This window comes from Escherichia sp. E1V33, assembly GCF_004211955.1.
Lineage (GTDB): Bacteria > Pseudomonadota > Gammaproteobacteria > Enterobacterales > Enterobacteriaceae > Escherichia.
The window spans coordinates 62355-84148 of record NZ_RHJI01000023.1 but is presented as its reverse complement, the minus strand read 5'-3'; the positions used below and the strand labels follow the sequence as shown (position 1 = coordinate 84148).

The 21794-nt window shown below is 51.3% G+C and carries 20 protein-coding genes; 13 read left to right on the top strand and 7 right to left on the bottom strand.

Translation table 11 applies throughout. The annotated features are described in order from the left end of the window. The first annotated feature begins 26 nt into the window (after nucleotides 1–26). Entirely contained in the window at nucleotides 27–1610 is a 1584-nt protein-coding gene (gene opgE, locus D9742_RS20485; protein ID WP_130238059.1) for a phosphoethanolamine transferase, read from the top strand. 48 nt (nucleotides 1611–1658) lie between these two features. On the opposite strand, the gene ompX is transcribed toward opgE, so the two are convergent. Continuing rightward, nucleotides 1659–2174 (bottom strand): outer membrane protein OmpX, encoded by a 516-nt coding sequence (gene ompX / locus D9742_RS20480; protein ID WP_001295296.1) that lies wholly within the window; start codon nucleotides 2172–2174, stop codon nucleotides 1659–1661. Between the two features lie 52 nt (nucleotides 2175–2226). Then, the gene (locus D9742_RS20475) at nucleotides 2227–2292 is read right to left on the bottom strand and encodes a protein YliM (protein ID WP_120795379.1); all 66 of its coding nucleotides are present in this window, start codon (nucleotides 2290–2292) and stop codon (nucleotides 2227–2229) included. Nucleotides 2293–2526: 234 nt separating this feature from the next. On the opposite strand from D9742_RS20475, the gene rhtA reads away from it, so the two are divergent. The 6 genes from rhtA (at nucleotide 2527) to ybiO (ending at nucleotide 9360) form a co-directional block, all read left to right on the top strand. Further along, a complete protein-coding gene (gene rhtA / locus D9742_RS20470) occupies nucleotides 2527–3414 on the top strand; it encodes a threonine/homoserine exporter RhtA (protein ID WP_130238058.1) in 888 nt (295 codons plus the stop codon). A 298-nt stretch (nucleotides 3415–3712) separates the two neighbouring features. After that, nucleotides 3713–4216, top strand: coding sequence for a DNA starvation/stationary phase protection protein Dps (dps, locus tag D9742_RS20465; RefSeq protein ID WP_064530112.1), 504 nt, complete (start codon nucleotides 3713–3715; stop codon nucleotides 4214–4216). A 403-nt stretch (nucleotides 4217–4619) separates the two neighbouring features. After that, nucleotides 4620–5366: a glutamine ABC transporter substrate-binding protein GlnH gene (glnH, locus tag D9742_RS20455; protein ID WP_000843866.1), complete on the top strand. Its 747-nt coding sequence runs from the start codon at nucleotides 4620–4622 to the stop codon at nucleotides 5364–5366. Between the two features lie 138 nt (nucleotides 5367–5504). Next, a complete protein-coding gene (gene glnP / locus D9742_RS20450) occupies nucleotides 5505–6164 on the top strand; it encodes a glutamine ABC transporter permease GlnP (protein WP_001159065.1) in 660 nt (219 codons plus the stop codon). Continuing rightward, complete coding sequence (glnQ, locus tag D9742_RS20445; RefSeq protein ID WP_000569080.1) at nucleotides 6161–6883, top strand: glutamine ABC transporter ATP-binding protein GlnQ; 723 nt, start codon at nucleotides 6161–6163, stop codon at nucleotides 6881–6883. The genes glnP and glnQ overlap by 4 nt, the downstream gene beginning before the upstream one ends. A gap of 251 nt (nucleotides 6884–7134) precedes the next feature. Then, nucleotides 7135–9360, top strand: a complete 2226-nt coding sequence (ybiO, locus tag D9742_RS20440; RefSeq protein WP_130238057.1) for a mechanosensitive channel protein — start codon at nucleotides 7135–7137, stop codon at nucleotides 9358–9360. On the opposite strand, the gene rlmF is transcribed toward ybiO, so the two are convergent. Continuing rightward, nucleotides 9357–10283: a 23S rRNA (adenine(1618)-N(6))-methyltransferase RlmF gene (gene rlmF, locus D9742_RS20435; RefSeq protein WP_130238056.1), complete on the bottom strand. Its 927-nt coding sequence runs from the start codon at nucleotides 10281–10283 to the stop codon at nucleotides 9357–9359. The two genes, ybiO and rlmF, sit on opposite strands and share 4 nt — an antisense overlap. 275 nt (nucleotides 10284–10558) lie before the next feature. On the opposite strand from rlmF, the gene mcbA reads away from it, so the two are divergent. From mcbA to ybiJ, 5 genes are all read left to right on the top strand, one after another. Then, nucleotides 10559–10819 carry a DUF1471 family periplasmic protein McbA gene (mcbA, locus tag D9742_RS20430; RefSeq protein ID WP_000710619.1) on the top strand — a complete coding sequence of 87 codons (261 nt, stop codon included), beginning with the start codon at nucleotides 10559–10561 and terminating at the stop codon, nucleotides 10817–10819. 264 nt (nucleotides 10820–11083) lie between these two features. Continuing rightward, a complete protein-coding gene (locus tag D9742_RS20425) occupies nucleotides 11084–13366 on the top strand; it encodes a catecholate siderophore receptor Fiu (RefSeq protein WP_130238055.1) in 2283 nt (760 codons plus the stop codon). Nucleotides 13367–13407: 41 nt separating this feature from the next. Beyond that, nucleotides 13408–14085: a PKHD-type hydroxylase YbiX gene (gene ybiX, locus D9742_RS20420; protein ID WP_130238054.1), complete on the top strand. Its 678-nt coding sequence runs from the start codon at nucleotides 13408–13410 to the stop codon at nucleotides 14083–14085. A gap of 73 nt (nucleotides 14086–14158) precedes the next feature. After that, nucleotides 14159–14425 carry a C4-type zinc finger protein YbiI gene (ybiI, locus tag D9742_RS20415; RefSeq protein ID WP_000146357.1) on the top strand — a complete coding sequence of 89 codons (267 nt, stop codon included), beginning with the start codon at nucleotides 14159–14161 and terminating at the stop codon, nucleotides 14423–14425. Nucleotides 14426–14688: 263 nt separating this feature from the next. Then, nucleotides 14689–14949: a DUF1471 family protein YbiJ gene (ybiJ, locus tag D9742_RS20410; RefSeq protein WP_130238053.1), complete on the top strand. Its 261-nt coding sequence runs from the start codon at nucleotides 14689–14691 to the stop codon at nucleotides 14947–14949. A gap of 242 nt (nucleotides 14950–15191) precedes the next feature. On the opposite strand, the gene D9742_RS20405 is transcribed toward ybiJ, so the two are convergent. The 3 genes from D9742_RS20405 to dinG all read right to left on the bottom strand — a co-directional run bounded on the left by D9742_RS20405 (nucleotide 15192) and on the right by dinG (nucleotide 19543). After that, nucleotides 15192–16262, bottom strand: coding sequence for a malate/lactate/ureidoglycolate dehydrogenase (locus tag D9742_RS20405; protein WP_130238052.1), 1071 nt, complete (start codon nucleotides 16260–16262; stop codon nucleotides 15192–15194). A gap of 140 nt (nucleotides 16263–16402) precedes the next feature. After that, nucleotides 16403–17365 (bottom strand): DNA-binding protein YbiB, encoded by a 963-nt coding sequence (ybiB, locus tag D9742_RS20400; RefSeq protein ID WP_130238051.1) that lies wholly within the window; start codon nucleotides 17363–17365, stop codon nucleotides 16403–16405. A gap of 27 nt (nucleotides 17366–17392) precedes the next feature. Next, nucleotides 17393–19543 (bottom strand): ATP-dependent DNA helicase DinG, encoded by a 2151-nt coding sequence (dinG, locus tag D9742_RS20395; protein WP_130238050.1) that lies wholly within the window; start codon nucleotides 19541–19543, stop codon nucleotides 17393–17395. A 119-nt stretch (nucleotides 19544–19662) separates the two neighbouring features. Here dinG and ybiA point away from each other — a divergent pair, with 119 nt between their 5' ends. Continuing rightward, nucleotides 19663–20145, top strand: a complete 483-nt coding sequence (gene ybiA, locus D9742_RS20390; RefSeq protein WP_130238049.1) for an N-glycosidase YbiA — start codon at nucleotides 19663–19665, stop codon at nucleotides 20143–20145. 233 nt (nucleotides 20146–20378) lie between these two features. Here ybiA and rhlE read toward each other — a convergent pair whose 3' ends face one another. Then, on the bottom strand, nucleotides 20379–21743 hold the full coding sequence (gene rhlE, locus D9742_RS20385; RefSeq protein ID WP_130238048.1) for an ATP-dependent RNA helicase RhlE: 1365 nt from the start codon (nucleotides 21741–21743) through the stop codon (nucleotides 20379–20381). Nucleotides 21744–21794 lie beyond the last annotated feature (51 nt).

Sequence of the window (21794 nt, the reverse complement as noted above, 5' to 3'; positions counted from 1 at the left end):
CATGGCGTTTGTTACGATAGTGGCATATGAACTTAACCCTTAAAGAATCGCTTGTTTCCCGTAGCCGGGTTTTTAGCCCGTGGACTGCGTTCTACTTTTTACAGTCGCTATTGATTAACCTTGGTTTAGGTTATCCCTTTAGTTTTCTCTACACCGCCGCTTTTACTGCCATTTTGCTTTTGCTATGGCGGATGTTGCCGCGCGTGCAAAAAACCTTAATAGGCGTCTGTTCGCTGGTGGCAGCCTGTTATTTCCCTTTTGCTCAGGCGTACGGTGCGCCTAACTTCAATACATTGCTGGCGCTACATTCCACCAATATGGAAGAGTCGACCGAAATTCTGACGATCTTCCCGTGGTATAGCTATCTGGTCGGTTTATTTATTTTTGCGCTCGGCGTGATTGCGATCAGGCGGAAAAAAGAGGATGAAAAAGCACGCTGGAATAAATTCGACAGCCTGTGTCTGGTATTCAGTGTGGCGACATTTTTTGTCGCTCCGGTTCAAAATCTCGCCTGGGGCGGCGTATTTAAACTCAAAGACACCGGTTATCCGGTATTTCGTTTTGCCAGGGATGTCATCGTCAACAATAACGAGGTGATTGAAGAGCAAGAACGGATGGCGAAACTTTCCGGGATGAAAGATACCTGGACAGTCACTGCAGTTAAACCAAAATATCACACTTATGTGGTGGTCATTGGCGAAAGCGCACGTCGCGATGCCCTCGGTGCCTTTGGCGGTCACTGGAACAATACCCCGTTTGCCAGCAGCGTTAACGGTTTGATATTTGCTGACTACATTGCCGCCAGTGGCTCCACGCAGAAATCGCTTGGCTTAACGCTCAATCGCGTTGTCGATGGCAAGCCACAGTTTCAGGATAACTTTGTGACCCTGGCCAACCGAGCAGGATTCCAGACCTGGTGGTTTTCTAATCAGGGACAAATAGGCGAATACGATACGGCTATCGCCAGCATTGCTAAACGTGCAGATGAAGTGCACTTCCTGAAAAACGGTAATTTTGAAGCAGATAAGAACGCTAAAGACGAAGAACTACTGACAATGACCGCTCAGGTGTTGGCGGAAGAACACTCGCAGCCGCAACTGATTGTTTTGCATCTGATGGGCTCACATCCTCAGGCCTGTGACCGGACACAAGGTAAATACGAAACCTTTGTACAATCGAAAGAAACATCGTGCTATCTCTACACCATGACGCAAACGGACGATTTACTGCGCAAACTGTACGACCAGTTACGCAACAGCGGCAGCAGTTTCTCCATGGTTTATTTTTCAGACCACGGTTTAGCCTTTAAAGAACGCGGAAAAGAAGTGCAATACCTGGCCCACGATGATAAATATCAGCAGAACTTTCAGGTGCCTTTTATGGTCATTTCCAGCGACGATAAAGCGCATCGGGTGATTAAAGCCCGCCGTTCAGCCAATGACTTCTTAGGCTTTTTCTCCCAGTGGACGGGAATTAAAGCGAAGGAAATTAACATCAAATACCCGTTTATATCTGAGAAGAAAGCCGGGCCGATATACATCACCAACTTCCAGTTACAGAAGGTGGATTACAACCATCTCGGAACCGATATTTTCGACCCGAAACCTTAAAAACAAAAATCCGCCCCGAGAGGCGGATTTTTTATATCACCGAAGTGATTAGAAGCGGTAACCAACACCGGCAATCCAGGTGCCTACGTCAACGCTACGAATACGGCTCTGCTCGTAAGAGAAGTCCAGAGCAACGTTTTCCATCGGGTTGAACTGCAGACCAGCACCGTAGGAGAAACCGTAGTCGCTGGTGTCGTGTTTGTAGGTCGGGTATTCAGTGGTCTGGAATTTACCATAACCCACACCCACTACACCGTAGATGCTTGCCCAGTCGTTAATGCGGTAAGCCGGACCAGCAGTGATGCCGTAGTACTGGTTTTTGTTGTAGTCACCAGAGCTTGCAGTACGGCTTTTCTCGGTGTAAGTGAAAGAACCAATAACACCCAGCGGGCTGTTGTCTTCTTCATAGCGGTATTTCAGGTTGAAACCGCCCATTTTGTTCATTTGGCCCTGAGCGTCGCTCTGTGCGTAACCGCCAGTTACGGTAGAAGTCGCAGCTACGGAAGTACCTGCGGTGAAAGCCAGAACTGCGGCCAGTGCTGAAAGACATGCAATTTTTTTCATAACCACCTCAAATGTGATTCAAATAAGTCCTAAGCTTTAAATATATCAAAAATTAATGGGAAACTCTTCGCGATTTGTGATGTCTAACGGGCCATTTCATGTAACAGAACGTTTCCACATGCCGCTATCCATCTAAATTTAAATCATTTTTTCAGTGAACTGCGTAAGTATTACGCATATTTTCACTGCCGTTCATCCAGATTATTCCTAATCACCAAGCTGATGAATCAATCAATCCTGGCGCATTTTAGTCAAAACGGGGGAAAATTTTTTCAACAAATGCTCAACCAGTTTTGGTTATATCCAGTACACTCCTCGCTTTACCTGACTATACAAATTTATGGGGGAACGGATGCCAGGGACATTACGTAAAATGCCGGTCTGGTTACCGATATTATTATTGCTCGTTGCCATGGCGTCTATTCAGGGCGGGGCCTCATTAGCAAAGTCGCTTTTTCCACTGGTCGGCGCGCCGGGCGTGACTGCCCTGCGTCTGGCGCTGGGAACATTGATTCTTATCGCATTCTTTAAACCGTGGCGGCTGCGATTTGCCAAAGAACAGCGCTTGCCGCTGTTGTTTTACGGCATCTCACTGGGTGGAATGAACTATCTTTTTTATCTTTCTATTCAGACCGTGCCGCTTGGGATTGCGGTGGCGCTGGAGTTCACCGGCCCACTGGCAGTGGCGCTGTTCTCTTCACGCCGCCCCGTAGACTTTGTTTGGGTTGTGCTGGTGGTACTCGGCCTGTGGTTCCTGCTGCCGCTGGGGCAGGATGTTTCCCATGTCGACCTAACCGGCTGTGCGCTGGCGCTCGGTGCTGGTGCTTGTTGGGCTGTCTACATATTAAGTGGGCAACGCGCCGGTGCGGAACACGGCCCGGCAACGGTGGCCATCGGCTCGCTGATTGCGGCGCTTATTTTCGTGCCGATTGGCGCATTCCAGGCTGGAGAGGCGCTCTGGCACTGGTCGGTTGTTCCATTGGGTCTGGCTGTCGCTATCCTCTCTACCGCTCTACCCTATTCGCTTGAGATGATTGCCCTCACCCGTCTGCCAACACGGACATTTGGTACGCTAATGAGTATGGAACCTGCGCTGGCTGCCGTTTCCGGAATGATTTTCCTCGGTGAGACATTGGTGCCAATACAACTGCTGGCCCTCAGCGCTATTATTGCCGCCTCAATGGGCTCAACGCTGACAGCGCGCAAAGAGACTAAAATTAAAGAATTAGATATTAATTAAAGCTACCTTTCTGCATGGTTATGCATAACCATGCAGAATATTACACGACTCTTGATCCCTGCCCTTTTTATATATCTTGTTATCGCAAAACCTATTCTCTCTGAATAGTTCGCGTAAAAAAGAAAATAAGAATCGTTCCTGGCAATATACATAACCATGTGAATTTATATGGTTTTTATTTTTCACGCTTGTTACTGCTATTAGTGTGATAGGAACAGCCAGAATAGCGGAACACCAGGGCGGTGCTATACTTAGTCTCGTTAATTACTGGGACACAACATCAAGAGGATATGAAATTATGAGTACCGCTAAATTAGTTAAAGCAAAAGCGACCAATCTGCTTTATACCCGCAACGATGTCTCTGACAGCGAGAAGAAAGCGACAGTTGAGTTGCTGAATCGCCAGGTTATCCAGTTTATTGATCTCTCTTTGATTACCAAACAAGCGCACTGGAACATGCGCGGCGCTAACTTCATTGCCGTACATGAGATGCTGGATGGTTTCCGTACCGCACTGACCGATCACCTGGATACCATGGCAGAGCGCGCGGTGCAGCTAGGCGGCGTAGCCCTTGGTACCACTCAAGTTATTAACAGCAAAACCCCGCTGAAAAGCTACCCGCTGGACATCCACAGCGTTCAGGATCACCTGAAAGAACTGGCTGACCGTTACGCGATTGTCGCTAATGATGTGCGTAAAGCGATTGGCGAAGCGAAAGATGACGACACCGCAGATATCCTGACCGCCGCTTCCCGCGACCTGGATAAATTCTTGTGGTTTATCGAATCTAATATCGAATAAATCCATCACAGATGGTGCAAAACTTAAGTAAACGATAAAAGCGGCTTCCTGACAGGAGGCCGTTTTGTATTGCTGCCCACCTCTATGCACTTTTTTAGTGCAACCCATCGTCTTTCCTGTCTATCTAAGTAAAATATTTGTATCAACGCCATCACACAATCGTTACATAAAGATTGTTTTTTCATCAGAATTTACGCTAAATAACCTATGTGTCGAGTGCACTATTTTTGCGCACCACTTTGGCGCCCCAACATGGTGCAGACCGGAGATGTTGCCCCATAAATTGTGCAACCCGTTTTAATTGCTCCTATAAAAATCAAAGAGTTGTAAAACTGGCACGATTTTTTCATATACGTAAATGTCACGCAGGGGATCGTCCCGTGGATAGAAAAAAGGAAATGCTATGAAGTCTGTATTAAAAGTTTCACTGGCTGCACTGACCCTGGCTTTTGCGGTTTCTTCTCATGCCGCGGATAAAAAACTGGTTGTGGCGACGGATACCGCCTTCGTTCCGTTTGAATTTAAACAGGGCGACAAATACGTTGGTTTTGATGTGGATCTGTGGGCTGCAATCGCCAAAGAGCTCAAGCTGGATTACGAACTGAAACCGATGGATTTCAGCGGCATCATCCCAGCGCTGCAAACTAAAAACGTCGATCTGGCGCTGGCGGGCATCACTATTACCGACGAGCGTAAAAAAGCGATCGATTTCTCTGACGGCTACTACAAAAGCGGCCTGTTAGTGATGGTGAAAGCCAACAATAACGATGTGAAAAGCGTGAAAGATCTCGACGGTAAAGTGGTTGCTGTGAAGAGTGGCACCGGCTCCGTTGATTACGCAAAAGCGAACATCAAAACCAAAGATCTGCGTCAGTTCCCGAACATCGATAACGCCTATATGGAACTGGGCACCAACCGCGCAGACGCCGTTCTGCACGATACGCCAAATATTCTGTACTTCATCAAAACTGCCGGTAACGGTCAGTTCAAAGCGGTAGGTGACTCTCTGGAAGCACAGCAATACGGTATCGCGTTCCCGAAAGGTAGCGACGAGCTGCGTGACAAAGTCAACGGCGCGTTGAAAACCCTGCGCGAGAACGGAACTTACAACGAAATCTACAAAAAATGGTTCGGTACTGAACCAAAATAATAACGCTACGCCTGTAAAGCGTACTGGCAGTCCCCTCTCCCCTCTGGGGAGAGGGTTAGGGTGAGGAGCACAAAGCAGCTCCGACGCCATTAATTACCCTAACTTTTATTATTTACACCACGGTAACAGGAACAACATATGCAGTTTGACTGGAGTGCCATCTGGCCTGCCATTCCGCTTCTGATTGAAGGCGCCAAAATGACCCTGTGGATTTCGGTCCTCGGTCTGGCTGGCGGCCTGGTTATTGGACTGCTCGCAGGTTTTGCACGCACCTTCGGTGGTTGGATAGCCAACCACGTCGCGCTGGTCTTTATTGAAGTGATCCGCGGCACACCAATCGTCGTCCAGGTGATGTTTATCTACTTTGCCCTGCCGATGGCGTTTAACGACTTACGCATCGACCCGTTTACTGCGGCGGTGGTCACCATCATGATCAACTCCGGCGCGTACATTGCGGAAATCACGCGTGGTGCGGTGCTGTCTATCCACAAAGGTTTTCGTGAAGCAGGACTGGCGCTCGGTCTTTCACGTTGGGAAACCATTCGCTACGTCATATTACCGCTGGCACTGCGTCGCATGCTGCCGCCGTTGGGTAACCAGTGGATCATCAGCATTAAAGACACCTCGCTGTTTATTGTGATCGGCGTGGCGGAACTGACCCGTCAGGGGCAAGAAATTATTGCTGGTAACTTCCGCGCCCTTGAGATCTGGAGCGCCGTGGCGGTGTTCTATCTGATTATTACCCTGGTGCTGAGCTTTATTCTGCGTCGTCTGGAAAGAAGGATGAAAATCCTGTGATTGAATTTAAAAACGTCTCCAAGCACTTTGGCCCAACCCAGGTGCTGCACAATATCGATTTGAACATTGCCCAGGGCGAAGTCGTGGTGATTATCGGGCCGTCCGGTTCCGGTAAATCGACCCTGCTGCGCTGCATCAACAAACTGGAAGAAATCACCTCCGGCGATCTAATCGTCGATGGCCTGAAGGTTAACGATCCGAAAGTTGACGAGCGCCTGATTCGCCAGGAAGCAGGCATGGTGTTCCAGCAGTTTTACCTTTTCCCGCATCTGACGGCGTTGGAAAATGTGATGTTTGGTCCGCTGCGCGTGCGTGGCGCGAACAAAGAAGAGGCGGAAAAACTGGCTCGTGAGCTGCTGGCGAAAGTCGGCCTGGCGGAACGCGCTCACCACTACCCTTCCGAGCTTTCTGGTGGTCAGCAACAGCGTGTGGCGATTGCCCGTGCGCTGGCGGTAAAACCGAAAATGATGCTGTTCGATGAACCGACATCAGCTCTTGATCCGGAACTGCGCCATGAAGTACTGAAGGTTATGCAGGATCTGGCTGAAGAAGGGATGACGATGGTGATCGTGACCCACGAAATCGGTTTTGCCGAGAAAGTAGCATCACGTCTTATCTTCATTGATAAAGGCCGAATTGCGGAAGATGGCGATCCGCAGGTGTTGATCAAGAACCCGCCGAGCCAGCGCTTGCAGGAATTTTTGCAGCATGTCTCTTAATAGCCTGATGCGCTACGCTTATCAGGCCTACAGGATATATGGCAACTTATTAAAATTGCATGAACTTGTAGGACGGATAAGGCGTTCACGCCGCATCCGGCAAAAAAGCCCGCACGTTGTCAGCAACCTGCTTAATATCCCTTCCTCCCTTTCACCCGAAAGGGAGGCACACCAGATTCCTCTCATTTAAAATCGCCCCTCCCCCAGCATCTATACTTATCTTTTTGCTCTGTTTTCTCACTGGAGGAGTCATGCGGTGGATCCTGTTCATCCTCTTCTGCCTGCTGGGCGCACCTGCCCATGCGGTATCCATACCCGGCGTTACAACCACAGCCACATCGGATTCGGCCTCTGAACCGGCCCCGGAACCAGATATCGAACAAAAAAAAGCGGCCTATGGCGCACTGGCGGATGTGCTGGATAATGACACCTCGCGTAAAGAGTTGATTGACCAGTTGCGTACCGTCGCCGCGACGCCCCCTGCGGAGCCCGTACCGAAGATAGTGCCGCCGACATTGGTTGAAGAGCAAACCGTGCTGCAAAAGGTCACCGAAGTCAGCCGCCATTATGGTGAAGCCCTTTCCGCCCGCTTCGGACAACTTTATCGCAATATCACCGGCTCCCCGCATAAACCGTTCAACCCACAAACCTTCAGCAATGCGCTGACCCATTTTTCAATGTTAGCGGTGTTAGTGTTTGGTTTTTACTGGCTGATTCGCCTGTGTGCACTGCCGCTGTATCGCAAAATGGGCCAGTGGGCGCGGCAAAAAAATCGTGAGCGCAGTAACTGGTTGCAGCTTCCGGCGATGATTATCGGGGCGTTTATTATCGACCTGCTGTTACTGGCTTTGACGTTATTTGTCGGACAGGTATTAAGCGACAACCTGAATGCGGGCAGTCGCACCATCGCCTTTCAACAAAGTCTGTTCCTTAATGCTTTCGCCCTGATTGAATTTTTCAAAGCGGTTTTACGCCTGATTTTTTGCCCAAATGTGGCGGAGCTGCGCCCATTCACGATTCAGGACGAGAACGCCCGTTACTGGAGTCGTCGCCTGAGCTGGTTAAGCAGCCTGATTGGCTATGGCCTGATTGTGGCAGTACCGATTATCTCTAATCAGGTGAATGTACAGATAGGTGCGCTGGCGAACGTTATTATTATGTTGTGCATGACCGTCTGGGCGCTGTACCTGATCTTTCGTAATAAAAAAGAGATTACCCAGCATTTGCTCAACTTTGCGGAGCATTCGCTGGCCTTTTTCAGCCTGTTTATCCGCGCCTTTGCGCTGGTGTGGCACTGGCTGGCAAGCGCCTATTTTATCGTGCTGTTTTTCTTTTCGTTGTTCGATCCGGGCAACAGCTTGAAATTTATGATGGGCGCGACGGTGCGCAGTCTGGCGATTATTGGTATCGCGGCGTTTGTTTCCGGTATGTTTTCCCGCTGGCTGGCGAAAACCATCACCCTCTCGCCACATACTCAGCGAAACTATCCAGAGCTGCAAAAACGGCTGAACGGCTGGCTTTCGGCGGCACTAAAAACGGCACGTATTCTGACAGTCTGCGTGGCAGTAATGTTGCTGTTGAGCGCATGGGGATTGTTCGATTTCTGGAACTGGCTGCAAAACGGCGCGGGGCAGAAAACCGTAGATATCCTGATCCGTATCGCACTCATTCTTTTCTTCTCGGCGGTTGGCTGGACGGTGCTCGCCAGTTTGATCGAAAACCGGCTGGCTTCGGATATTCATGGCCGCCCGCTACCCAGCGCCCGTACACGTACCCTGCTGACGCTGTTTCGTAACGCGCTGGCGGTGATTATCAGTACCATCACCATCATGATTGTGTTGTCGGAAATCGGCGTCAATATCGCGCCATTGCTGGCAGGTGCCGGGGCATTAGGTCTGGCTATCTCGTTTGGTTCGCAAACGCTGGTGAAAGATATTATCACCGGGGTATTTATTCAGTTTGAAAACGGCATGAACACTGGAGATTTGGTTACTATCGGGCCGTTGACCGGCACTGTGGAACGGATGTCGATTCGCTCCGTGGGCGTGCGTCAGGATACCGGGGCGTATCACATCATTCCGTGGTCTTCGATAACCACCTTTGCTAACTTCGTCCGCGGCATTGGTTCGGTGGTGGCAAATTACGATGTTGATCGCCATGAAGATGCTGATAAAGCCAATCAGGCACTGAAAGATGCGGTAGCGGAATTAATGGAAAACGAAGAAATTCGCGGGCTGATTATTGGTGAACCGAATTTTGCCGGGATTGTCGGCTTAAGCAATACCGCGTTTACACTGCGTGTTTCGTTCACTACGCTGCCGCTCAAACAGTGGACGGTACGCTTTGCCCTCGACAGCCAGGTGAAAAAACATTTCGACCTGGCGGGTGTTCGCGCGCCGGTGCAGACTTATCAGGTGCTGCCTGCTCCGGGCGCGACCCCGGCTGAACCGCTGCCGCCGGGGGAGCCAACGCTTTAACGCTGGCGATTGACAAAACGGCGGCGCTGCTCGTCGTTCATAAAGGTCCAGGCAATAAAGCGACTCTGCTTTTGCCCCTGGGCCATCTCTTTTTTAACCACCTTCACCGCGCCCACGTCCGTCAGAGCACGATACAACGGCGGTAAGTTTTCGCCACGAGAAACCAGCGAGGTAAACCACATCACCTGCTTCGCGAAGCCTTTGCTCTCTTCAATCATCTTTTTGACAAAGGCGACTTCACCGCCTTCACACCACAGCTCCTGTTGCTGGCCACCAAAATTCAGCGCATCGTCTTTGTTCAGCCCCAGGTTACGGCGTTTACGCTCACTACCTGCCCGCGCCGCAGCGGCGGAATCGTGGAATGGCGGGTTACACAAGGTCGCGTCGTATTGCTCGTTTTTATGGATGATGCCGTTAAAAATCGCCCCGCTCTCTTTTTGCCGACGCAGACGAATGGCGCGGTTAAGCCCCGGATTAGCACTGATGATCGCCTGCGCGCTGCTTAATGCCTGGCTGCTGGTTTCACTACCGGTAAAACGCCAGCCATATTCATGTACGCCAATCAGCGGGTAAATACAGTTCGCACCAACGCCGATATCCAGAATGCTGGCATTGGCTGGAATTGTTCCTGTTGCTTCTGCCAGTAAATCGGCCAGGTGATGAATATAATCCGCCCGGCCCGGTACTGGCGGGCAGAGAAAACCGTCCGGGATATCCCAGTTCGCTACGGCGTAAAAATGGGCCAGCAACGCCTTATTGAGCGCCTTCACCGCCAGCGGATTGGCAAAGTCTACGCTTTGCTCCCCTGCGGGTGTAAGCGTGAGGAATTGCCTGAGTTCAGGATTCACCTGACAAAGCGTGGCGAGATCGTAGCGGCTGTGATGACGGTTGCGCGGATGCAACCCCGGTTTCTGGGCGGACATAGCATTCTCCTTTAAGCAGCGGCGTAAGATACCCGCATAACGCTACAGGGTAAATATCTGGCTGCGTTTATCATTTCTAAAAACCTTATTATGACTATGGTTTATGGCAATTCATCATAAAAATCAGCAGCATGTATCTTATTGATTTGTCTTGTTTTGTAAAAATATATCGTTCAAAAAATAAGCACATCTCTGTCAATTTTTTGCGTCATTTGCATCGCGCAGGCGACCTACACTTATCAGGCACTACCCGTTGTATTTATGAGGATGTCATTATGAAAAAGTGCCTCACACTACTGATTGCCACCGTCCTGAGCGGAATCTCTCTCACGGCTTATGCCGCGCAACCGATGAGTAACCTGGACAGCGGTCAGCTACGGCCCGCCGGTACCGTTTCGGCAACTGGCGCATCAAACCTAAGCGATCTGGAGGATAAACTGGCAGAAAAAGCGCGCGAACAAGGCGCGAAAGGTTATGTCATTAATTCCGCGGGAGGAAATGATCAGATGTTCGGTACTGCAACCATCTACAAATAACCCCACCAACGTAACTGCATTCGCCTCTGGATGCAGTTTTCGCCTGTTTTGTAATCAAAAAACATCAAATATGAACGCAATGTAAATAAATGTATTTCTTTTTCGCGTCAAGGGTGATAGAAAATCGCGTCAAGTGATAATGCTTATCAAAATTATTATCACTTGCACGAACACTATCACGGGATTAACAGTGGCATCGCATCCGCAGAGAGGCTTTCTCGTGACAGTGAAAATTTCAACATATAAGAAAAAGTCACCTGCAAAATGGAAAACAATCGCAATTTCCCTGCCAGACAATTTCATTCGCTCACGTTCTTTGCCGGTCTTTGTATTGGCATCACGCCTGTGGCACAGGCACTTTCCGCCGAAGGGCAAAACAATGCTGATGACACGCTGGTTGTCGAAGCATCAACGCCTTCGCTTTATGCACCACAACAATCTGCCGATCCGAAATTCTCGCGTCCGGTAGCGGATACTACCCGCACGATGACGGTGATTTCTGAACAAGTGCTTAAAGATCAGGGCGCAACCAACCTTACCGACGCGCTCAAAAACGTCCCCGGCGTGGGTGCGTTTTTTGCGGGTGAGAACGGTAACTCCACCACTGGCGACGCCATTTATATGCGCGGTGCCGATACATCTAACAGTATTTATATTGATGGCATTCGCGATATCGGCAGCGTCTCGCGCGACACCTTCAATACCGAGCAGGTCGAAGTGATTAAAGGGCCGTCCGGCACCGACTACGGGCGCAGCGCGCCGACTGGCTCGATCAATATGATCAGCAAGCAGCCGCGCAATGATTCCGGCATTGACGCCTCCGCCAGTATTGGCAGCGCCTGGTTCCGCCGCGGCACGCTGGACGTCAATCAGGTCATTGGTGATACCACCGCGGTGCGCCTGAATGTGATGGGCGAAAAAACGCATGATGCCGGACGCGACAAAGTCAAAAATGAGCGTTACGGCGTCGCCCCTTCTGTCGCTTTTGGCCTCGGTACAGCGAATCGTTTGTATCTTAATTATTTGCATGTCACCCAGCACAACACGCCAGACGGCGGCATTCCGACCATCGGTTTGCCGGGCTATTCTGCCCCATCTGCGGGAACGGCGGCCCTGAATCATTCAGGAAAAGTTGATACTCATAACTTTTATGGCACGGATTCTGATTACGACGATTCGACCACCGACACCGCTACTATGCGTTTTGAGCACGACATCAACGATAACACCACCATTCGCAACACTACGCGTTGGTCACGCGTGAAGCAGGATTACCTGATGACGGCGATTATGGGCGGGGCGTCGAATATTACTCAGCCCACCAGCGATGTGAATAGCTGGACGTGGTCACGTACAGCGAATACCAAAGATGTGAGTAATAAAATTCTCACCAACCAGACCAACCTGACCACCACATTTTATACCGGTTCTATCGGTCATGATGTCAGTACCGGCGTGGAATTTACCCGTGAAACGCAGACCAACTACGGCGTTAATCCGGTGACGTTACCGGCAGTAAATATTTATCATCCTGACAGCAGCATTCATCCCGGCGGCCTGACGCGCAACGGCGCAAACGCCAATGGTCAGACGGATACCTTCGCAATTTATGCCTTCGATACGCTGCAAATCACCCGTGATTTTGAGCTGAACGGCGGGATCCGTCTGGATAATTATCATACTGAATATGACAGTGCCACCGCCTGCGGCGGCAGCGGACGCGGTGCCATCACCTGCCCAGCTGGTGTGGCAAAAGGTTCTCCAGTCACCACCGTCGACACCGCCAAGTCGGGCAATCTGGTGAACTGGAAAGCGGGTGCACTGTACCACCTGACAGAAAATGGCAACATCTACGTGAACTATGCGGTTTCCCAGCAACCGCCGGGCGGCAGTAATTTCGCTCTTGCGCAGTCTGGCAGCGGCAACAGCGCCAGCCGGACTGACTTTAAACCGCAGAAAGCCAAAACCAGTGAGATTGGCACCAAATGGCAGGTGCTGGATAAACGCCTGCTACTTACCGCCGCGCTGTTCCGTACCGACATTGAAAATGAAGTTGAGCAGAATGATGACGGGACCTACTCGCAATACGGAAAGAAACGCGTCGAAGGTTATGAGATCTCTGTGGCCGGGAATATCACTCCCGCGTGGCAGGTGATTGGTGGATATACCCAACAGAAAGCGACCATAAAAAATGGCGCTGATGTCGCCCAGGATGGTTCCTCATCGCTGCCGTATACGCCGGAGCACGCCTTCACCTTATGGAGCCAGTATCAGGCAACCGATGATATTTCCGTTGGTGCGGGCGCGCGCTACATCGGCAGTATGCATAAAGGTTCAGACGGTGCGGTGGGAACGCCAGCATTTACTGAAGGTTATTGGGTCGCCGACGCCAAACTGGGGTATCGGGTTAATCGCAATCTCGACTTCCAGCTAAATGTCTACAACCTGTTTGATACCGATTACGTCGCCTCAATCAACAAGAGCGGCTACCGTTATCACCCGGGCGAGCCAAGAACCTTCTTGCTCACCGCCAATATGCATTTCTGATTCAGATGTGGGGCGCAGGCCCCACTTTTTGGAGAACTTGTATGATGTACCACATTCCTGGCGTGCTATCGCCACAGGACGTCGCCCGGATTCGCGAACAACTGGAACAAGCCGAATGGGTGGATGGACGCGTCACCACCGGAGCACAAGGTGCACAAGTTAAGAACAATCAACAGGTAGACACCCGCAGCGCCCTGTACGCCGCACTGCAAAATGAGGTGCTGAACGCGGTTAACCAACATGCTTTGTTCTTTGCCGCTGCCTTACCGCGTAGCCTTTCCACCCCGCTGTTTAATCGTTATCAGAACAATGAAACCTATGGTTTTCATGTGGATGGCGCAGTACGCAGCCATCCACAAAACGGCTGGATGCGCACTGACCTTTCTGCCACGCTGTTTTTAAGCGATCCACAAAGCTACGACGGCGGCGAACTGGTCGTTAATGACACCTTCGGACAACATCGGGTAAAACTCCCGGCAGGTGATCTGGTGTTGTATCCCTCCAGCAGCCTGCATTGCGTGACACCCGTAACCCGCGGCGTGCGAGTGGCATCATTTATGTGGATCCAGTCGATGATCCGCGATGATAAAAAGCGCGCCATGCTGTTTGAACTGGACAACAATATTCAGTCGCTGAAAAGCCGATATGGCGAAAGTGAAGAGATCCTGTCGCTGCTCAATCTTTATCATAACCTGCTGCGGGAATGGTCGGAGATCTGACTCTTGAACTGCCTGAGTTCGTCCCTATATTAGCTACACTTAACTGTACAAGCATTGATATGGGGAGGACGATATGGCATCCGGTTGGGCTAACGATGACGCCGTCAACGAACAGATCAACAGTACAATTGAAGATGCGATTGCCCGCGCCCGGGGTGAAATTCCGCGTGGCGAAAGCCTGTATGAATGTGAAGAGTGCGGCGCACCTATCCCACAGGCCCGTCGGGAAGCCATTCCTGGCGTGCGCTTATGTATTCATTGCCAGCAGGAGAAAGATTTACAAAAACCAGCTTATACAGGATATAATCGCAGAGGTTCGAAAGATAGCCAGTTACGTTAACTGCAACTGGCGGGATGTAGAGCGAATATAATTTGCACTTTGCGTGGCATTCCGTGCCTTTAACGCTGCCATGACTGCCACGTGGTAGAAAGTTGGTTCATAAGTGCAACAAATAAATGGTTTATCAGTATGTTAGATATCAATCAATTTATTTGAACAAGGTGGTCAATTCTCTTCGATTTTCTCTCGCACGAAAAAACGTGATACTCATCACATCGACGAAACAACGTCACTTAAACAAAATCACCTGCGAGAGATTAATCATGAAAACTATCAAAACTGTTGTTGCTGCTATGGCTCTTTCAACTCTGTCATTTGGCGTGTTTGCGGCGGAACCGGTAACGGCATCTCAGGCCCAGAGCATGAATAAAATCGGCGTAGTATCTGCCGATGGCGCATCTACTCTCGATGCTCTGGAAGCGAAACTGGCTGAAAAGGCTGCGGCTGCCGGGGCGAGTGGATACAGCATTACTTCCGCCACCAACAACAATAAATTAAGCGGTACAGCAGTTATCTATAAGTAATTCGTTGGCCGGATAAGGCATTTACGCCGCATCCGGCAACAGATGCCTGATGCGACGCTACCGCGTCTTATCAGGCCTACAAAATCCGAACCGTTGGTCGAATATGGCGTTTACGCTACGTCCAGCACAAGTATTTCCCTGTCTGTTTGCCGACAGACGCATGTGCTCTAACCCTCATTGATCCTATGTTACCCTTGTTTGCCCGTCCGTCACTGGACGGGCTTTTTTTAGCTGGCTAATTGTTAGCAGAAAGTCTGCAATGTCTCTTCCGGCATACCAATCTGTCGCGCCGCATCACAAATGGCCTGCCAGCTTCCGGCATCTAGTGGGATCCCAAACTCCTGCCGTTCACGGCGCATATTTACTTCCCACTCGCCCGGCAGCAAAATCGGTTTATCTTCATCATGCGGCGAGGCTTTCACCCACTGGGTAAAGGCTTCGGTCTGCGCTGTGCATTCCGGCGCACCGAACAACGCCGGATTAACGATAATGGTGGTCATGCAGTTAAAACCGGCATCGGGACTACTCTGCAATGTGTCCTGATGGGTGGTTTTACCGCCAGAAAGCGCCCCACCAAGAATTTCGCACATCACCGCCAGGGCGTAGCCTTTATGTTCAGCAAAACTCAGTAACGCTCCCAACGGAGGCTCCTGCATTACCGCCGGATTGGTCGTTGGCATACCGTTAGCATCAATCAGGCAACCTGGCGGCACGGGTACGCCTTTATGCCAGGCGACACGCGTTTTACCAAACGCAATGGTGCTGGTCGCGTAATCAAGCAGCAGCGGGAAACCATCCTTTCGAGGAAAGACGACGCAAAATGGATTTGTGCCTAAGCGACTGTCCCGGCCATGAAACGGCGCAACAGCCTTACTCCCGACCACACTGACAAAGTGGATAGAGACGAATCCCGCCGCCGCACACTGTTCCGCCCAATAACCGATACGCCCGATATGATGTGAGTTACTCAGCGCTATGGCGGCAATGCCGTGCTGGCGTGCTTTTTCAATCCCCAGCACCATTGCCTCATATGCAGCTACCTGACCACATGCGCGATCGCCATCAAGCGTGACCATTGCCCCCACATCTTTGACAATTTTGGCGTGATGGTTGAGTTGCAAATAGCCCTGCTGCCAGGAACGCACATAGTTAGGGATCATGCCAATACCATGTGAATCATGTCCTGCCAGATTTGCCGCAATTAAATGATCTGCTACTAGTTTTGCTTCCTGTTCCTCGCTACCCATCTGACGAAACACAGCCAGGATAAAGTTGTGCAGCGTCTGGGCATGAAAACGACGTCCACTTTCCATGGTTAACTCCTTTTTACGTTATATGCCTGTTGCTTTTTTATGCTGCGCGCCGCACACGGGAAGGTCAATCAAGATGCTGCACTTTGATTTTGCTGAGGAGTAAAGACCGGATGACAGTGATCATCCGGCTGGGGGAGAACTTAAAATGATTGTTTAATGCGCGCCAGACCGTCGTTAACGGTTGCCACTTCGCCCGCCGCCACCAGGCAGCAAGCCATCTGGATTTTCAGCGATTCGGGAATCGGTTCGCTACCAGCCAGGCAACGCTCAATCCACTGCGCCGTGGTTTCCGGGTCTTTTGCTTGTGGCAGTAACTCGTTACCAGCAGTGTCCTGTTTTTCATACAGCACCCGCATCCCTTCACGGTCGATCAAATTGATTTGCGGGCAGCGCTGCGGGTTAGCATACACTTCACCTTCAGTACCATGCATTAGTAGCGCCCTCCCGCCGATATCGCTAAAGAACTTTGCGACTCGCCCGATATATTCCGGATGCGAAACGCTGGAAAGACGCAGCGCCTCACCTTCGGCAAATGGTGTTGCCAGTTTCGCCAGAGTATGCGCACTGTTACGCACTCCCATCCGCCAGCGCATCGCCAGTTGTTTTTCCAGCGGCGGGCAAAACGCGCCGACAGGCATAAACACCGGTTGATGTTCGTCGAGCTTCGCCTGCGCCTGCCCGCCGTGCAGCGTTGGCGTAATACCCATCAGTTCAAAAATGGTTTCGGTCAGCACGCGAGTTGGATCTTCGCTAACCCCATGAACCACCACAGGAAAACCGAGCTTATGCAGCAGGATCGCCAGCAATGGCGTCAGGTTGGCCTGTTTACGCGCACCGTTGTAACTGGGAATGACAATCGGCATCGGCTTGCCGGCAGGCGGAGTCAGCTTAATGGTGTGATTTTGCATGGCTTCGTAAAAGCCGAGCATCTCTGCTTCCCCTTCCCCTTTGATACGCAGCGCAATCAATACGCCGCCCAACTCAAGGTCAGGGACTTCACCGTTGAGCATATGGGCATACAGACCGCGCGCAGTATCCCGGTCTAAATCGCGCGCGTGGTTTTTCCCGCGCCCGATCTCTTTAATGATTTTGCGATAGTCCATTTACGACTCCTTACCTGACTCACATCATTAACGCCGCCGACGGCGTGGGGATTTCGTTTTTTCTTTCTTTTTAACTATACCTTCAGGGACTTCCGGTTGCTCTATCGGAAATACCGGTAATGCATCCAGTAGTCGCTTGCCATAATTTTTGGTCAGCAAGCGTTTATCGTAAATCACCACTTCGCCCCAGCAACCGTGGCTTCGAATCAGTCGCCCAACCTGCTGAATCAGGTTAAACGAGGCGCTCGGCAGGCTTTGCACCTCAAATGGATAGCGGTTGAGGCTTTTCAGCCATTCCCCTTCGGTGATCACCACCGGGCTGTCGATAGGCGGAAAAGCGATTTTGTGGATATGCACCTGGCTGAGCAGTTCACCTTTCAGATCCAGCCCTTCGGCAAAAGACTGTAAACCAACCAGTACGCTGCGCTCACCGTTAGTAACACGTTTGCGATGCAGTTCAACTAAGCGAGAGCGCGGCTGATCGCCCTGCACCAGCAACATCAACCGTAAATCTGTCACGTAGTCGAGAAACCGCTGCATCGCACGCCCGCTGGCAAACAGTACTAACATACCGAGATGTTTTTTACTCTCCACCTGCTTACGGAAAAAGGCCGCCATTTCGGCAATATGCTGTTCTTCGTTGTCGATGGAAGGCTCATAGCGCATCCGTGGAATAACAATTTTGCCCTGTTCGCAGTGGTTAAAGGGCGAATCCAGCGCCACAAAGCGGTCGCCCGCTTTCTCTTTCAGCCCGCTCATCTCCTGCAAACGCGAAAAACTGTTCAGCGAACGTAAGGTCGCGGAAGTGACAATAATGTGCGGAATACTGCGCCACAGCAGCCTTTCCAGCTGATCGCTGACACGTATTCCCACGCAGTGAAACCAGAGATGTAGCTGCCCGTCACGCTCTTCTCGCGTCGCCCATTTAGTGACGGGCGCACCGGAAGATTGCGCCAGCGAAGCCAGCCGCCAGAGTTTGCTTTGCGCCTCGAACATCCCCAACGCGCGGTTCATCTGCAAAATCAACCGATGCAGACGAACAATGTCGTGACTACCGGTTTTCTCACTTAAGTCGTTAAGAAACAACTCCGCCAGACCACGCAGCATCTCGGTGAGTTTTGCCAGCCGCTGACAGATCTCCAGCACTTCATCAGGCAGTTCGCCCATCGCGAAACGGTGCTCTGCCTCCTGCCCGGCAGGCATGTAGAGATTGAGAATGTTGTTTAACGAGGCGATAAGCTCATACAACTCTTCACAATGCGCATTCAAACGTTCAGGGATCGCCAGCGGTGGGATTGTCTTCGGGCGAAACTGCTCCATGCAGGTAGCGACCAGTTTCGTGAACAAGTCCAGCTGTAGCCGATACCAGGGCGCGGTGATTTCGGCGCTCATCTCCAGCGCATCCCGCGCCACATCCGGCAGGTGATGACCTTCATCCAGCACCAGCAGTAAATTTTTCGGGTCCGGTAATACGGCTTCGCTTTCCATCGCTGCCATCACCAGCGCATGGTTTGCTACCACCACTTCTGCTTCCTGAATCTCCCGACGAGCAACAAAAAACGGGCATTCACGATAGTAGTAACAGTTGCGGTTGAGGCAACTGGCCTTGTCGGTGCTCAAACGACGCCAGAGATCGTCATCTATAGCGATATCCGTATGATCGCGCAGACCATCCCATTTATAAGTGTCGAGATCGCCCTTCAGCTTCGCGCAACGTTTTTGCTCTTCCTGATTGTTCGGTGTCAGTTCGTCATCAAGAAACGCCAGCAGATCCTGTTGCGTGGGTTCAGTGCTGGCGAGCGCCGTCAGATTACGCGGGCAAACGTAGCGCCCACGCCCAAAAGCGGCAGTGAATTTAAGATCGGGAATGATCTTTTTCAGCAGTGGCAAATCTTTGCTGTAGATCTGATCCTGCAACGCCACGTTGGCGGTACTCACCACCAGCGTTTTTTGCTCTTCGCGGGCAATGGCGATGCCGGGGATCAAATAGGAGAGCGTTTTCCCAACGCCGGTGGGCGCTTCAATCGCCAGATGCCTCCCTTCTTCTCCGGCCAGCGTTTTGGCGACGTCCGCAATCATCTGCCGCTGCGGCGCACGGGGAATAAAGTCGGGGATCTGTTCCTGAAGCGCCTTATACCAGGCGGCAATTTGCGCTTTAAGCGCGGCGGTTAATGCCATGAGAAAACCTGAAATACTGTATAAACAGCCAATATTGTGGCATTTTTCGGTTTTCAGGGGTAATGGTTTTTCTGTTTCTGGAAAGCGGCTCGCAATAACCACCAACATAATGCGGTTTAATGCCCATTCGAGCACAAAGGATCCTACACGTCATGCAAGACACCACCATAAATTTCTATAGCACCGGCGACGACTACGGTGATTTTTCTAACTTTGCCGCCTGGCCCATTAATGTTGACGGGAAAACCTGGCCCACCTCAGAACACTATTTCCAGGCACAAAAATTTCTTGATGAAAAATACCGCGAAGAGATCCGTCGGGTTTCTTCCCCCATGGTCGCCGCACGCATGGGGCGCGATCGTTCTAAGTCTCTGCGTAAAAACTGGGAGTCGGTCAAAGAACAGGTTATGCGTAAAGCGCTTCGCGCTAAATTCGAACAGCATGCAGAACTGCGTGCGCTCTTGCTGGCAACCGCGCCCGCAAAACTGGTTGAGCATACGGAAAATGATGCTTACTGGGGAGACGGTGGTAATGGTAAGGGTAAGAATCGCCTGGGCTACCTTTTAATGGAGTTGCGCGAACAATTGGCTATGGAGAAGTAACGTATCGGGTGACTAGAGGGGCGGTAAAACAGAGAAATCTTTTTGCCGTGTTCTCAAATTGCTGACAAGTGCTTGTTGTGAAATGCCGGATGCGGCGCGAGCGCCTTATCTGGCCTACAAAAGCATGCAAATTCAATATACTGCAGAGTTCACGTAGGCCTGATAAGCGTAGCGCATCAGGCAGTTTTGCGTTTGTCATCAGTCTCATGCCGGGCATCGCCCGGCATCAAAGATTACTGCGCAGCGGCAGGTTTACGCGGACGGCGACGACGTTGTTGCTCGCCAGTTGGTTTGGCATCGCCGAGGCGACGAGACGGCTTTTCTCCAGGTTTCGCGTTACCAGACTTCGCACCACTTTCCGCACGGCGTGGTTGCTGTTGACCGCGACCACCGCCCTGCCCACGACCACCGCCGCCACGTTGCTGGCGACCGTTCTGGATCGGTTCGGCTTTGATTGACGGGTCCGGCTCATAGCCCGGAATCGCAATGCGCGGGATCTCTTTTTTCAGCAATTTTTCGATATCACGCAGCAGTTTGTGTTCATCAACACACACCAACGACAACGCTTCTCCGGTGGCTGCGGCACGACCGGTACGCCCGATACGGTGGACATAATCTTCCGGTACGTTTGGCAGTTCATAGTTGACGACGTGCGGCAACTCTTCGATATCCAGACCGCGCGCAGCGATGTCAGTTGCCACCAGTACACGAATATCGCCCGATTTAAAATCAGCCAGCGCACGGGTACGCGCACCTTGCGATTTATTACCGTGGATCGCCGCACTACGGATGCCATCTTTATTAAGCTGTTCAGCGAGATGGTTAGCGCCATGTTTGGTACGGGTAAACACCAGCACCTGCTGCCAGTTCCCTTTCCCAATCATGTGCGACAGCAATTCGCGTTTGCGCTTCTTATCAACAAAGTGAACATGCTGGGTCACCTGATCAGACGCGGTATTGCGGCGTGCCACTTCGATTTCCAGCGGGTTGTGCAACAGTTTTTCCGCCAGGGCTTTAATATCGTCAGAGAAGGTCGCGGAGAACAACAGGTTCTGGCGCTTCGCAGGTAGTTTTGTTAACACGCGACGGATATCGTGGATAAAGCCCATGTCGAGCATGCGGTCAGCTTCATCGAGGACGAGGATTTCAACCTGATCCAGCTTCACTGCATTCTGATGTTCCAGGTCCAGCAAACGTCCCGGCGTTGCCACCAGCACATCAACGCCGCCGCGCAACTTCATCATTTGTGGGTTAATGCTGACACCGCCAAACACCACCAGCGAACGAATGTTCAGGTATTTGCTGTAATCACGGACGTTTTCGCCAATCTGCGCAGCCAGTTCACGGGTCGGGGTAAGAATGAGAGCACGTACCGGACGATGCCCTTTGGCGTGCGGCTGGCGAGTGATCAGGTGTTGCAACAGCGGCAGCGTAAAGCCCGCTGTTTTGCCGGTGCCGGTCTGGGCGCTAGCCATCAGGTCGCGGCCTTCCAGCACCGCAGGGATCGCCTGCTGCTGAATAGGGGTGGGTTCACGGTAACCTTGCTCGGCAACGGCGCGCAGGATATCAGGGCTTAAACCCAAAGAATCGAAAGACATAACTACTCCGAACCGCCCCGACCGTTACCGGTGTAGTTTTCAGGGAGATAC

Coding starts and splice junctions, on each gene's coding strand:
- ybiB (WP_130238051.1), bottom strand. CDS start 17,365: ATGGACTATCGCAAAATCATTAAAGAGATCGGGCGCGGGAAAAACCAC.
- mcbA (WP_000710619.1), top strand. CDS start 10,559: ATGAAAAAGTGCCTCACACTACTGATTGCCACCGTCCTGAGCGGAATC.
- rhtA (WP_130238058.1), top strand. CDS start 2,527: ATGCCAGGGACATTACGTAAAATGCCGGTCTGGTTACCGATATTATTA.
- ybiJ (WP_130238053.1), top strand. CDS start 14,689: ATGAAAACTATCAAAACTGTTGTTGCTGCTATGGCTCTTTCAACTCTG.
- glnH (WP_000843866.1), top strand. CDS start 4,620: ATGAAGTCTGTATTAAAAGTTTCACTGGCTGCACTGACCCTGGCTTTT.
- D9742_RS20405 (WP_130238052.1), bottom strand. CDS start 16,262: ATGGAAAGTGGACGTCGTTTTCATGCCCAGACGCTGCACAACTTTATC.
- dps (WP_064530112.1), top strand. CDS start 3,713: ATGAGTACCGCTAAATTAGTTAAAGCAAAAGCGACCAATCTGCTTTAT.
- ompX (WP_001295296.1), bottom strand. CDS start 2,174: ATGAAAAAAATTGCATGTCTTTCAGCACTGGCCGCAGTTCTGGCTTTC.
- ybiX (WP_130238054.1), top strand. CDS start 13,408: ATGATGTACCACATTCCTGGCGTGCTATCGCCACAGGACGTCGCCCGG.
- D9742_RS20425 (WP_130238055.1), top strand. CDS start 11,084: ATGGAAAACAATCGCAATTTCCCTGCCAGACAATTTCATTCGCTCACG.
- ybiI (WP_000146357.1), top strand. CDS start 14,159: ATGGCATCCGGTTGGGCTAACGATGACGCCGTCAACGAACAGATCAAC.
- glnP (WP_001159065.1), top strand. CDS start 5,505: ATGCAGTTTGACTGGAGTGCCATCTGGCCTGCCATTCCGCTTCTGATT.
- rhlE (WP_130238048.1), bottom strand. CDS start 21,743: ATGTCTTTCGATTCTTTGGGTTTAAGCCCTGATATCCTGCGCGCCGTT.
- opgE (WP_130238059.1), top strand. CDS start 27: ATGAACTTAACCCTTAAAGAATCGCTTGTTTCCCGTAGCCGGGTTTTT.
- dinG (WP_130238050.1), bottom strand. CDS start 19,543: ATGGCATTAACCGCCGCGCTTAAAGCGCAAATTGCCGCCTGGTATAAG.
- ybiA (WP_130238049.1), top strand. CDS start 19,663: ATGCCCATTCGAGCACAAAGGATCCTACACGTCATGCAAGACACCACC.
- ybiO (WP_130238057.1), top strand. CDS start 7,135: ATGCGGTGGATCCTGTTCATCCTCTTCTGCCTGCTGGGCGCACCTGCC.
- rlmF (WP_130238056.1), bottom strand. CDS start 10,283: ATGTCCGCCCAGAAACCGGGGTTGCATCCGCGCAACCGTCATCACAGC.